Source organism: Pedobacter sp., from assembly GCF_040513095.1.
GTDB lineage: Bacteria > Bacteroidota > Bacteroidia > Sphingobacteriales > Sphingobacteriaceae > Pedobacter.
Genome location: NZ_JBEVDX010000007.1, coordinates 38,842 through 53,452, shown reverse-complemented (window position 1 = coordinate 53,452; position 14,611 = coordinate 38,842). Strand labels below are relative to the sequence as shown.

Annotated in this window: 7 protein-coding genes; all 7 read right to left on the bottom strand. The window is 44.4% G+C overall.

Annotated features, from left to right (window positions below):
• Positions 1–14: 14 nt before the first annotated feature.
• Entirely contained in the window at positions 15–2,129 is a 2,115-nt protein-coding gene (feoB, locus tag ABWY16_RS00990; protein WP_353902786.1) for a ferrous iron transport protein B, read from the bottom strand.
• 5 nt (positions 2,130–2,134) lie between these two features.
• The gene (locus ABWY16_RS00985; protein WP_265793535.1) at positions 2,135–2,350 is read right to left on the bottom strand and encodes a FeoA family protein; all 216 of its coding nucleotides are present in this window, start codon (positions 2,348–2,350) and stop codon (positions 2,135–2,137) included.
• An 82-nt stretch (positions 2,351–2,432) separates the two neighbouring features.
• Complete coding sequence (locus ABWY16_RS00980; protein ID WP_353902785.1) at positions 2,433–5,318, bottom strand: outer membrane beta-barrel protein; 2,886 nt, start codon at positions 5,316–5,318, stop codon at positions 2,433–2,435.
• Between the two features lie 312 nt (positions 5,319–5,630).
• Positions 5,631–6,095 (bottom strand): VanZ family protein, encoded by a 465-nt coding sequence (locus tag ABWY16_RS00975; RefSeq protein ID WP_353902784.1) that lies wholly within the window; start codon positions 6,093–6,095, stop codon positions 5,631–5,633.
• 6 nt (positions 6,096–6,101) lie between these two features.
• Positions 6,102–6,482: a glycine cleavage system protein GcvH gene (gene gcvH / locus ABWY16_RS00970; RefSeq protein ID WP_353902783.1), complete on the bottom strand. Its 381-nt coding sequence runs from the start codon at positions 6,480–6,482 to the stop codon at positions 6,102–6,104.
• 59 nt (positions 6,483–6,541) lie between these two features.
• Positions 6,542–13,726: a T9SS outer membrane translocon Sov/SprA gene (gene sov / locus ABWY16_RS00965; protein WP_353902782.1), complete on the bottom strand. Its 7,185-nt coding sequence runs from the start codon at positions 13,724–13,726 to the stop codon at positions 6,542–6,544.
• Positions 13,727–13,771: 45 nt separating this feature from the next.
• On the bottom strand, positions 13,772–14,356 hold the full coding sequence (gene ruvA, locus ABWY16_RS00960; protein ID WP_353902781.1) for a Holliday junction branch migration protein RuvA: 585 nt from the start codon (positions 14,354–14,356) through the stop codon (positions 13,772–13,774).
• Positions 14,357–14,611: the final 255 nt, after the last annotated feature.

Genomic DNA, 14,611 nt, shown 5'->3' with positions numbered 1-14,611 from the left:
CCTAAGATAAGGATTTACTTTAAAATCTGATAGGCAATTAAGCTGGCCACATAAGCCATCACCGTCATATATGCAGTTTGAATCAGCGGCCATTTCCAGGACTTTGTTTCACGGTATACAACCGCCACGGTACTCATGCACTGCATCGCAAAAGCATAAAATAACATCAGCGAAAAACCGGTGGCAAAAGTAAATAAAGGCAATCCCGTATTTGCGTCTACAGCAACCCTCATTTTATCCCTTATAGTCCCCTCATTATCCACACCACCGTCAACACTATAGATTGTAGCCATAGTGCCCACAAAAGCCTCTCTTGCGGCAAAAGAAGTTATCAGTGCAATACCGATTTTCCAGTCAAATCCCAACGGCCTGATCGCAGGTTCAATTGTATGGCCCAGAATACCTGCATAGGAATTTTCCAGCTTTTCAGCAGATTTATCCCTTTCCAGGGTAATAATTTTTGTATTGTCCTGCTGTAATTCGATCTGCGCATATTTTTTTTCAATGGCCTGGAACTTATCAGAAGGGCCGTAACTTGCCAGCACCCATAAAACAATGGAGATCGCAATGATCACTTTACCCGCTTCCAGTACAAAGGTCTTTGACTTTTCATACATTGTGTACAGCACATTCTTCCAGCGTGGCATTCTGTAGACCGGCAGCTCCATAATAAAATATGATTTCTCTTTGGCTTTGATGATAAACTTCATTACAAAAGCCACGACCATCGCTGCTATGATACTGATCATGTACATTGCCATCAGGGTAAGCGCCTGCAGGCTGATCAACCCCAATACTTTCTCATTGGGGATAATTAGTGAGATCAGCAGCGTATATACCGGTAACCTTGCCGAACAGCTCACCAGAGGCGCCACCATAATCGTGATGATCCTGTCTTTCCAGCTTTCAATAGTTCTGGCGCTCATGATTGAAGGTACGGCACAAGCCAGACTGCCGATCATAGGTACAACAGACCTGCCGCTGAGGCCAAACTTCCGCATGATCTTATCCATCATGAAGGTTACCCTCGCCATATACCCTGTATCTTCCAGTATCGAGATAAAAGCAAACAGGATAGCAATTTGCGGGATAAAGATCACGATGCCCCCAAGCCCCGCTACCACGCCATCCAGCACCAGATCAGTTAAGACGCCAGGCGGAAGGTGTTCATGTCCAAAACTTGTCAGCCAGGCAAAGGACGCTTCGATGAGGTCCATTGGATAAGCTGCCCAGGAAAATATGGCATTGAAAACAAATAATAAGATAAAAAGGAAAATGAAGAAACCCCAGAAACGGTGTGTCAGGATTGCATCAATGCGGTCGCTCATCACGAATTTCTTTTCTACTCCCTTATCTTCGATGACATCAGACAGGATTGTACTCAGGTGTTTGTAACGTGCGATAGTTTCCGCAGCCTGCAGTTTGGAAGATTCGAAGTGATTGTTTCTTTCAATGGTTTCAAACTCCTCGTATTTATCAGTGTAAAAATCCAGGTGTTCGTGCTGGTGCAAAAGCTGCAGTGCATAATAATCATTATCTGTACCTACCAGTGCTTTTACATCTTCAATAGCCTTACCGGCCAGAACTTTCATGTCGGCTCCTTTTTCCTGCGTGGCAATAGGGGTAATATTTGCAATTGCCTGCTTCAGTTCTTTCAGGCCTTTGTTACTTCTTGCAGAAATAGGTACCACCTGCACCCCCAGTTTAGCAGAAAGCTTGTCAACATTGATATTGATCCCTTCTTTGACTGCCATATCTGTCATGTTCAAAGCAAGGATCACCGGCACATTGAGATCGGCCACCTGAGAATACAACAGCAGGTTCCTGCGCAGGTTTGTTGCGTCAGCAACCACCACGATCATATCGGGATGACTGGAATTGCGTTTGTTTGCCAGTACCTGAAAAACAACAGCTTCGTCTTTACTTTTGGGATATAAACTGTAAGTGCCAGGAAGGTCGGTTATTTCAGCTTGCTGACCGGGCGTTAATTTACAGTAACCTACTTTTTTATCGACGGTAATTCCCGGAAAATTTCCAATTTTCTGGTTCATTCCCGTAAGCAGGTTAAACAGTGTTGATTTTCCCGTATTGGGATTACCAACCAACGCGATTTTTAGAATACTGCTCAATTTGTCTATGTAATGATAATTACTGAAGCTTCGTCTTTTCGTAAACAAAGCTGGTATCCTGCCACACGGATAGCCATAGGATCACCAAGGGGGGCAAAACGCTCAACTTCTACCATCTCACCAGGCAGGCAACCCATCTCCATTAATTTTACAGACATTTCAAGATCTGTAAAAGCTACGATAGTGCCGCGTTCTCCTGGTTTCAAATGTGAAAGATTCATACCTTAAATTAGGCGGCAATTTAGCCTTTATCGATAATAAATCCAAATAATGCATTACATATCGGCTATCTTGATGCTGAGATTACATTCCTCCCCTGCGTCCGCCACCGCCGCCGCCGAAGCCACCCATACCACCGCCTTCACCACGTTCTCCACGCTGTCCGGGCATATTGTTGATGGTCTTGCCACCCATCCTGTTAAGTGAATAAGTGAATGAGAACATATAGTATCTTTTCAGCACATTATATCTTAAATCGGTAATGGTGTTGTTGCTTGATGTCCTGGTTATGCCCTGGTTCTGGTTCAGTGCATCATTTACCGCCAGTTTAAAAGTTCCCCTGTTCTTGAAGAACTGCTTGCTGATGTATCCGTTCACGATAGTATAATTGGTATCATAACCCTGTCCCCTTCCAGTATTCTGGTAGTAGTCAGCGTCAACAGCGACACGAAATTCTCCCGGAAACATGTAACTCACGTTAGCCGTAGGATTCAATGTATAATAAGTGGTGTTTGAACTTGCCTGTGCAGAATAGGTTGCCCGGTTAATTGATCCGGCAATACCGGCAGTCATATCAAGTTTATCCATAGAAGTTACCAGCCTGTATTTGTTGGTTACAGAAAGATCGTTAGTGATGTTCTGAATGGAATTGGTAAAGTTTACACCTCTTGCATAAGTACTGCCAAGGTCAATATTAAGGTTCAGTTTATTGTCTGTTATGATCGGGAGACCAACAGATGATCCCAGTGTGCCCTGGTACACACCATTCACATTTACCGGTACCACAGCAATCTTACCAAAGTTGGGATCTCCAGCATCATTGATCAGGGAATTATTGTTACCAAAGGCATTGAAAGTCTGACTGATGTTGGCAAAAATAAACAGTGAACGGAAATGGGCAAAATCAAAGTTATTGTAAATTACAGTAACATTGTTGGTAAACGCTGGCTTCAGATCCGGGTTACCAATTGGGATAGTTTGTGTGTTTGAGTTATCCGGGATCGGTTGAATCTGGGTGATCGAAGGTTGTTGAGTGCTTCCGCGGTACCTGATCACCAGTCTTTTGCTCCTGCTGAAATTATAACGCAGCTGACCACTTGGAACAATATTGTTGAAATTCTGACTAAAGATATTGCCGGTGGTCAGATTCTCATTTCTTCTGTCTACATTTTGTACGGCCAGGCCAATGTTCCAGTTATACTTTTTAGCCGTCTTATTGATACTTGCACCTACCGCATTGGTTAAGGTTTTGTTCTCATAAGTATTGGTATATGTAAAATCCGGAATATCATACAATGAAGTTATAGTGTTATAATTATAAGTAAACCTTTCACTGTTATCAAAATTATACACATTCTGATAGTTCAGTTCCAGGCTCAATGTTTTAGAAAGTGGTTCTGTGTAGACCAGTCTTGAGGTATTGCTTATAGAATGGGCAGTCGTATTGTTCAGCTGGTCCGTATTGTCCAGCGTGAGCGAATCAATGCCTGACGTTGTCCTGTTCGCAATCGTATTATAGTTTTTGCCGTCGCTGTCGTTGATCGTTGTTCTTACATTCAATGAAAGTGTACGTCCTCTTCTCAGGAACTTCTTCCGCAGCAGGATATTGTTATTTACCGTAGGCGCCGTGGTTTTTGTATTCAGCTGCTGGGTACCTACAGTTTGTGAAGTTGCATAACTGTTCACGTAAGAACTGTTCTGATTCAACCCGGTTTCTGTATAAGTAACCGCCGGTTCGATACGAATTGTAGTAGATGAATCAATCTTGGTATCAATCATAAAATTGAACCTGTGATTGGTTTTATCTGTAGTGCTGTTCAGGTCCTGATCAAAAGTAGTCGTACTGTTCCCCAGTAAATTTTGTCTGAAACTGCTTTGATCATTAAAAAGTGAGCTCTTATTGAAGAAATAACTTCCGGTAACCTTCGTTTGATCTGTATATACATCGGCAAAGTTGATCCCGAAGGCATTTGTGGTGGTTATTCCCTGCTGAGGGGCACCGGTACTTATACTCGGACCAAAGCCGCCACCTCCGCCGCCACCGCCACGGTTACCACCGCCGCCGCCACTGCCAAAGTTTTGCTTGTTCACGTTATTGAACTGGCCGATTACAGAAAACTGCTGATCGTTTTTAAACTTATTCGCATTGATACTCACATCGTAGCGCGGATCAGTCCCTTCACCAGCATTTGTACCATAACCCGCTGAAGAATTGCCGAAATAGCCATTCTTCATATCCTTCTTGGTTGTAATATTAATGATCTTCTCCCTGTTTCCATCATCCACACCGGTAAACTGGGCCTGGTCAGAAAGCAGGTCTATAACCTGGATCTTATCAATCATATCTGCCGGCAGATTTTTGGTAGCCAGTAAGGGATCATTTCCAAAAAAATCCTTACCGTCAACACGCACACGCGTAACCGTTTCGCCTTGTGCTTTGATCGATCCATCTTTTGCCACATCCACACCCGGCAATTTTTTAAGAACATCTTCTACTACAGCATTCTCCCTTACCTTAAAAGCTTTTGCATCATATTCAACGGTATCTGTCTTTACAACAACCGGCGTAACCACTCCTTTGATCTCCACCGTTTTTAAATCGAGCCCGCTGTTCTCCATAGCAAGTTCACCCAGTGCGACAGCCGGAGCCGCCGCAGTGACCGCAAACTGTTTATTGAAATTCGTTAATCCAAGGTATGCTACCGTCAGGCGGTAATTTCCCGGTGCAAGTCCGGCAATTTTAAATGAACCATCAGCTTGTGTATTGATAACAGAAGTTTGTGTAGTATCTGCTAGATTTTTAACGGCTACAGAAGCAAAATCAATTGGCAAACGGCCTTTGGCATTCAGCACTTTTCCGGTTACCGAACCATTTTTAGTTTGCGAAAATGAAGAGAAGCTGATCAGAAGAAAAGCTGTCAGCAGAAAATTTTTGGTAATCAGCAGGAGAGTTTTTGTAGAAGTTATCATCAAGAATGAGGAGTATGGTTATTTGTCTACTCTATCAGACTCCAATCCGGTGAAATAGTTTGAAATGACAAACAAAAAGAAGGGTAACAAATTAAATACAAAGAATCTTCTGACGCCCTACACTGAAAACTCCTGAATATCAGGATCTTTTGACCGCCTGTTTATCGGAATGTGCAGCAGAAACTACGTGCGGGCAATGGCAGCCCGGTTTAAAAATACTGCAGCTGCTAACCAGCATCACTAATCCCAGAAACATAATACTATATCTTGTCTTCATACCAAATTATTATAGAATGGCCTGAGGCCATCGGGTTATTTTTTTTCAGCATCCACAGCATCCAGGGCCGCTTCGTTGTTCTTGCGGATTTCCCGGCTCATTGTAGTTTCATTATAGTTGGAACGGTGCAAAAGGACATAACTAAAAACAGCCATCATCACACCCATCATATCGGCTCCCAGATCCCACCATTCAGCAGATCTGTAGGGGAAAAGCTCAAGCTGAATGATCTCAATCGCTCCGCCAATAAAGAATGTCAGCGCTACGATCTTAAATATTGTCATTACCCTGAAACTGTAGCTCGACTGGCTTTTGATCTTACCGTAGAACAGTAAAATGCTCAGCACAAAGAAGAACCCCAGGTGCACCAGCTTATCAAAACCAATAAAGAAAAAGCCCGAACCTTGAGTGTCGGGCATTTTCGCAGTACAAAAAATCAGGATAACCACTGTCCAGATACCTGCCCAGCGCTGATATGATAATGTTTTTAATTTACTCATTGTATATTATGCACCAACTAAGGCCTGGTATGCTTCTGCAGTTAATAATCCTTCTACCTGTGAGGCGTCAGAGATCGATGCTTTGACCATCCATCCTTCTCCATAAGGGTCAGAATTCACCAGTTCAGGGTTATCGTTCAATGCTGTATTTACTTCCAATACTGTTGCAGTTACAGGCATGTAAAGGTCAGACACAGTTTTAACGGCCTCTACGGTACCGAAAACTTCATCTTTGCTGATTTCATCACCTATTGTATTGATATCGATATAAACGATGTCACCCAGTTCGCGCTGCGCAAAATCAGTAATACCAATAAAGGCTTCATTGCCTTCAACTCTAACCCATTCGTGGTCTTTCGTGTACTTTAGTTCTGATGGAAAATTCATTTTTTTTTAGGTTTTGTTCGTATGAGCCAAAGGTAATTAATATCTGCTTCTAAGCAAGGCTAATTCAGTGTAATACGCAAACTAAAGCCGAAGTTGCTGAACGATGTATTGTAAGTCTGCGAGGTATATGGCTTGGTCAGGTTCGCATCATAAAACAATTTGATATTGAAACGCTGGTTCAGGATATAATCTACAGTAGGCCTGTAAGTGATGTTCTTTGCACCTGAAGAGACTTCGGCCTCAAATACATCTGCCCTGTAAATAACAGTTTTGTTGTCCCTGATGGCCAGATCCAGTTTAAAGTCCATATTGTTATCCAGCTTCAGCTCCTTAAACAGCCCGAAAGGAAACCTGAATTTCGTAGTCCTGTACCCTATTCCAAATACCAGGTTATTCTCCGTTAACTGTGCCAGCTGACTGTTGGAGAGGCTCAGCCCGAGCAGCCTGGTTTTTCCAATCTCAAAATTGGCTGTCAGGTTGTTCTTTAAACGTGTATCCACACCAATCAGCGGAGAGAAAGTCTCTGCAATAGTTACCTGCTGAAACTGGTAGAAAGGAAGGAAGTTCTGGTTATCATCCCTGCTGTTCACGTAGCCGTCGTTTTCAGTGTAGCGCTGCAGAGAGTTAAAGCCGTTAACACTGTAAACCGAGCGGTAGGCATGCCTGATATCAATCGATTTAAACGTCTCAGCCATGAAGTCGAGCCTGCCCAGTCCGCCATAATTGATCCGCCAGTTAGGTAACGGTATCTTAGGGAAAGAGTTCAGGCTTACTGACGAAGCATCTTTTCCTGTATATGCAGCCATAAAGGCCGAGATGATCACATCCTGTGAGTTCTGGTTGTAGCCATCTGCATAACCGCCGGATACACCTCTTGAATTCAGGTTCTTCGCACCCAAACGCTGGGATATTACTGATCTGTTGGCCATAAACTGATTGAACAGCTTAGATACAGTGCTGCCTGATTTTTCAGAGAAGGCAGTACCCAGGGTAATAAATGATATACTGTAGTCACCGGTCGTGTTAGGACTCAGATTACGGAACGCCTGGCTCGTATTGTCGAACCTGAAGTTTGTAGAATAATTCATCGTCCTGTTCTTGTTCGCTGTCAGCGTGATCCTGAAATCACGGAAAGGCTCCAGTACACTGGTTACACTGATATCTTCTCTCAGCGTATTGATATAAAGCTGCGACTGCAGGGTATCGGTAGTGATCCAGCTGTTGCTGATGGCCATCTGCCTGATATCCCTCTGGCTTCCGAAAACAAATCCCAGTCCGGGAGCCCCGGTAATATCATCGATACCAAGGTAGCTGGTCTTCGGCAGGTAGCCCGGCAGGAAGATCCCTTTAGTCTGTGTAAAGGCAGCATTGATATTTTTAATACTTGTAAGCAAGTTCAGCATCACGCCTGAAAGTCCGCCGCCATTACCATCCTTCATATTGCGCAATGCACCAAATTTATTATAAAGCCCGTTAAAGTTTAGCGTAGGGTTCAGCTGGATCGTCCTCGAATTCTGGATAGTGTTTCCAAGATTAATCGTCGGGTCGTTCAGCGTAGAGAGCGGCTCGGTCTGCCAGTTGAAGTTGGTCCCGTAGCGTGTAGCCACATTTACCCAGTCCATCCCCGGGATCTTGTTTACCGGCAATGCATAAGTAATATTCAGGTTATGGCTGTAATCCGTTGTACGCCCCAGATTTTTCAGGTTCTGCCATACGGTATCTCTCTTAAGTCCTTCAATCTTTCCATCCGGTTCATCAATAATCGAGTAGTTTGTTGCATCAAAATCTATAGTCATCGACTTCGTCAGGTTCCATGAAATAGCATATACCCGGGTCACCAGGAAATTCTTGTTATAGGTAGTATTGATCGGGATACTGTTGGTCGGATCATTATTCCGCAGGCTGTTCTCCGAGTAAAAACGGTTTACGTCAATCCTGAAATTAATAGCACTTGGCAGCAGGCTAAAGTTGATATCCCTGAGAAGGGCCAAAGTATTATTTTTAATGATCCTGTCAAAGGGGCGATAGTTTTTTGATTGCCCTGAGTAATTATAGGCAAGCGAAGCGAAAGTTGTTTTCTGTACCGTATTCTGATTGATAAAATCATGGTGCAGGAACTTGGTGAAAGAGTAGCTGGCACTCAGGTTTTCCACATCCCATACCTGCGGTTTTTTGGAAGGGTCAGTACGTTCCTTGTGCACATTCGTAAAGTTGATACTGTTGCGCGTGGTTACATCCTGCGAATAATCAAGAATTTCCTTTTTCTCCTCTTTGGTAGCCGTTGCCAGTGCTGTTTTCAGTTCTATATCCGGCATCTTCGGGTCATACTGCGGCGTGCTCACCTGATTAGAATAACTTACGTACATCGGCACCTTCAAACCTGATTTCTGAGGGAAGAACTTACCTAACTGCAGATTGGAAGAGATATCAAAAAAGACATTATCATCCCTGTTGCGCTCGCTTACCCTGCTGTCAAGTGATCCAAAGCCAATGGTGGTCTTGCTTGCCGATACATTGACTTCGGCAAAATCAGCCAGCTGGGCATTGATCCGCCCTGCTGCTGCCCAACCCCCGCGCTCATCAAATTCCGTCAAGCGCAGCTCATTGAACCAGAGCTGTGCACTTTTTTCAAGGCCATCATCATTTGCAGCATTTGCTACATTCTTCAGCGGGTTTTTCACTCCCAGCATGTACACCTTTACCTGTCCCATATCCGGCTGGCCTTTGATCGTTATTGTCCGGTTACCATCCACAACATAACTAAAAGGCTTGCTGATGTCCCACAAAGCTCCGTTTACGTCCCTGGCCCTGTTCCTGGCCAGCTTGGCATCCTGGAAGAGCTTCAGTTCAATATCAATAATATTCGCATCCGGCCAGATAGCATCCGGGTTACTTGTATTTGGGGGCGTCACCGTCATTGGCTGCGCATATTCATAATAGTTGTCCTGATTGTCTGATCCTACCCTGACAAATGCAGTCAGATCTCCGCTGTTGATGACGGCATTTCCAAGGGCTTCGAGGTGGACAAACATCTTCAGGCGTTTGTACGACCTGAAATCGCTCAGCGTAGTTTTAAAGGTAGCCCTGCCATACCCATCCCTCAGGTTGCGGATTGTAAAGGCCAGCGACTGCTCATTTAATTTCGTATCCGTTCTGTAGTTGTTAAAATCCAGCTCCCTGATAATTCCCGGCGGGATCACATAGGGGATTGGCGCACGTTTACCATTTTCTTCGATATTAACTGTAGTCAGCTCTATAGTCGAGTTGTCTGCTGTCACTGTACTCAGTGCCGGATCAGTAATGATCTGCGAACTTTCGTTCAGTGAATTGTACTGCCTCCAGTCGCCCCTTACCAGCTGGATCTTTGCAAACCTCAGCACAGTTGTATCTGCAAAGTTGGTCAGGAACATCCTGAAGAAACGGATAGATTTAAAGTCCTGTATGTTTCCTACCTTTTGCTCATAGTCGGCCAGAGGGATGCGGATCTGGTACCAGGTTACCGGTTGCGTCTGCCCGTTGGCAAGTTTCACCTGCGAGGTCACAGCATCAGTTACATAGTTCTTTCCAACTTCCAGATCGCCCTTACGCATCGACACTTTGTACTGAAAGTACTCGTCGCTCTGCGTCATATTGTTGTCCCTGTTAACATCTTCAGCATCAGGCAATGAGGTAGAGGCCGAATTTTCAATACCGAGCTCCTCCTGGGATTGCTGTGCCGTTTTGGAGTTACCCTCCGGGCCATTGTAATTTTCATAACGTCTTAAAATTCCGGCATTGGCCTGATCCAGTGCTGGCCCCCTGTAATAGGTGTAATTATCAGAACTCGGGTCATTATCAATTTCGGCTGCTGCTGTTGGGTTCAACTGTGTTTTGATCTGTGAGATAGCTGCTGCAAACTTCAGCTTTTCATCATTGCTGGAAAGTCCGTCTAAACCTACATCCTGTGCTCTCCGTGCAGCAGGGTCATTATCAAAAGCCTGTATAACTGGCTGCAGCTTAGACACGCGGCCCCAGTTGGTTTCGTCATATTTTGTAGGATCGCCATCGGCAGGAAGCCCGTTCTCCAGAGATTTTCTTCCGTCCTTCAGGATATCCTCGGAGAGATTACCGATGTTGAAATACAGGTCTCCCCCAATTGAATTGGGTTTGTAGATGTTTGGGTCCATCACCCATAACTCAATATATTCAATATTTAAAGCCTGGAAATCGTTGGTCTCAATCTTTCTGAATATTCCCCCCCATCGCGAGCGCGGGTTTTGCAGGTCACCATTGGCTGCAAATCCTGTGGTTGCGTAATTGTAAGGACCTCTCTTGGTGGGGTAATAGGCAACGTTCAGTGTAGGGAGTGATACGGTTTGTCCTGTTGGGGTTTCCTTAAACGGGAAAACTTCCTGTTCAATGACTTCACGCACCAGATGGTTTGACAATTCTGTCCTGTTGTTCCTGAGGTTGGCCGGGAGGTTTGTACCCGAGCTATTGTAGAAGGTTGGATCGATATTGTAAAAGGCCATCTTTGCCCTGTTGTACCCATAGGCAAGATTATCGATAAGCTGCGACTCCTGGAAAAGCTGGGGAGTACTGGACAGCTGCCAGGAGATCGCACTTTTCAGGTCGATCACTGAGCGGGTAGCTTCAAAGTCATCCAGGTAACTTACGCCACCTTTATCCCCTTCACTATTCAGCGCAGCCGGATGCCCAGGCACCAGCTTGGCATACTCTCCTGAAAATGTGAATTTGGAAGGCGCCTTGGTAGAGAGGAAAGGCAGGCGGTCTACCATCTTTGTCAGAAACCGCGAAGAAGAACTATAGTTAAGGTCAAATCCGTAAATACTGTTGCTGATCGGCTCTTCGCCCAGGTTTACTTTTGGGGTAAGCGGTTTTTCCGAGAGGTTCATATATGTACCCCCGATGTTCAGCTTATTGCTTACACGGTAATCCAGGCGTGTTCCAAAAAGAGAGCGTTGCTGCAAGCCGAATAATTCACTGTTTTCAGTAGTGATCCTGATCGGCTGACCTGAGATCAGTAATCCTGTATTGATGATCTTTACCCGGCCGCCCTGGTAATCCACGGTAAAATCCACACCTTCCTGTAAGGGGATTGTACCGGAAAACACTTTTACTGAGCCTTCGGGAACGTTGATAGAGTTCAGACTGAACTCTGAGGCTACGTCCGACTGGAATGCTCCCTTAATGATGAAGCGGTTTTGCTTTGTAAACAGCTGCTGAGCAACTACCTTGGTAGAGTCGTATAAAGCTGTAAAAGTATATTTATCGATCAGGTTCTGCTCTCCGGGGTTAAACTGCGAGGCCAGGTCTTTACCAAAAGGTTCCAGTACCGGAAAGATCACCCTTCCGTTCAGGGGATCGATAGTCACGTAACCCGCACTGGTATTTGTGACAAAAGAGGATAGTCCATTGCTTGTCGCACCTGAATTCACATTTCCGAGGGAATTCAGGTTGCCTATAGAAGTCTCTGTAGAGGCACTTGCTGTACTGGCAAAAGGCTTATCTTCAGCAGCAAAGTCAAATGCCCCGTCAGGCTTACGTTCATTCTGCTGGTTCAGCCGGTCAAGTCCCGTCAGGTTGATCCATAGTTTATTCGCCGTGTTGATACCTTCTGACATCACCGGTTTTTCTATGCCCGATTCGTTGTCCAGCCGCAGGATGTCAAGTCTGAAATTCTGCGGACTGATCTGGTATCCCCCGATCGAATAGATGTTTTTCATCATCAGGTCCCAGGTAGGCAGATTGGTTTTCGTCGTCTCGTTCTTCAGCAATTTAGCATACAAAACCTTCGGCGTTGCCTGATCAAAACTCACATCGGTAGAGAACTCCCCAACCTGATATTCGGCACCGTTGTAAGTGTACCTGAATACAACTGCCAGTATCTCATCTGCATTTAATGGGTTATTCAATGAGATATAACCCAGCTGCGTATGCAGTGTATATTCCTTATCAGATAGCTTGCGGGCATAGGTCATCTTACCAAAGTTGTCCGTTCCCCCATTAGACTGGAAGTAGGAAATGATATCGTTTGAATTGGTAAGTCTTGCACCGGCAGGAATTTTCGTAAGCAGGTCATTAGACTGTCTGCTGCCCTGCAGTGCAAATCCCGAAGGCAATGTAGAAAAACCAGCTCCGCCAACAATCTGACCGGTATTGTAAGGCTGGTTTTCTCCAAGGTCAATGAGGCCCAGTACATCCCTTGAGTCCTGGGTATTGCCCGTTTTATTGGTAATCCAGACTTCTATCTTGGTGATATTGATACCCGACAATACGGTGGGTGGTGTAGCTAAGGATTTATTGTAAGTATCCCTGAAATATTTTGCCAGGAAATAATGTTTGTTGGCCTCGTAAGTATCAGCGCTCAGTCTGAATTCATTTTGCTGCGCACCATTGCTTATCTTGAGTTCGCGCGACTGAGATTTCTGCTGTGAGAAAACTGAAGTTACGTTCAGTTTACCAAACTGGAGCTGAGTTTTGATTCCGAAGAGTGCCTGGGTACCTGAGATCAGGGAAGTGCTCAGCGGCATGCTTACGTTACCTGCTTCAATCTTTTTGATTATATCATCCTCGCCGCCGGTATAATCCAGCTTTATCTGGTTCTCAAAATCAAACTGGGCTTCGGTATTGTAGTTCATGTTTAGCTTGAGCTTGGTTCCGATATTACCCACCACATCCATCTGGATCCGCTGGTTAAAGTCGAAATTACTTTGCACACGCTGTCTTTCATTGAACAGTGGATTTTCATTTTTGTTGACCCTGCCCAAAAAGGTAAGCTCTGCCTCCCCCCTCGGCTGAATGTTGATCTGGTTACCGCCAAATAAACGTTCAAAAGATTTATTTTCAATCGTCAAACTCGGAATTACTCCCGTTTGCCTGATCTCATCCGCCTCAGCGTTTGAAATCTCACGCCAGTTATTGCGTTTGATCTCGCTGTTCACCAGGCGCTGATATTGTTCTACAGTCAGATACTGTGGGGCACCAAGGATTCTTCCGCCAACTCTCTCCCGGATGATGTACCTTTTATTGACAGCATCATACTCCACCTCCCTCGTCATGTTATCAGGCATTGGCGAAAACGAGTTAAATGGCTGCCTTATTCCTAACCTCTGCTTTTCCCTCAGGCCAAAAGTATTCCTGGTAGTATCCTGGGCAGGAACTACACGCCTTACCTGCGCTATAACATGTAAGCCGCAGAAAGAAAAAACCAGGAAGAGTAGAAAAGTAAAAGTGTTTCTCAAAGGCAAAAGTATATGATATGTTTTTCCGTAACTGGCTGATCTTTATTATAAATTCTTCAAAGCTATTTTTATCATCTGCTCTACTGTCAGATCTGTTCCACCATTTTTTATTGCATTGTCTATAGATTTCTCCGCCGGTAATTTTGCAAAACCCAGCATCATCAGGGCTGAAAGTGCTTCTTCGCGTACTGTATGGTTTAATGGGGCAGCAATCAGCGATCCTGTTCCTTCTTTTTTCAATTTGTCCTGAAGTTCTAAAACTAACCGTTGTGCGGATTTCGCACCGATGCCCTTTATCCGCTGGATTAAAGGTAAATCTGCATTCACAATAGCAGTTTGGATCTCTGCCGGCGTAATCGAGGAGAGCATCATTCTACCGGTATTTGGCCCGATACCAGAAACGGAGATCAGGTGCAGGAACAAACGGCGCTCCCCCTCATCAATAAACCCGTAAAGCGTATGGCTATCTTCCTTTACATGCAGCCAAACGTACATTTTACAACGTTCGCCAGCACCTAAGGCACTATATGTGTTCAATGATATATTAATGTGATACCCTATACCACCAGCTTCAACCACAACATAAGCAGGACATTTAAAAGTCAGCCTGCCATCAATATAATCATACATATCTTTCTATTTTTTCGCTAAAATCAATGTGCTAAAGCTACTAAAAGGAATTTATCATTCTTAATGAATTAAAACACCTCTATCACTTTCATAGTTTCGTTAACCTAAATTCTTATCTATAGAGCGTATAATTAAGAGATCGGCTGCCGGTACTTACGATTACATTTTGCTGTTATTTGAGCCAAAGTTAATAGGAAAACGTTATTAAATTCTTTATTGTGTACTAAATTTACCTGCACAAATTCGGGCTGCGTA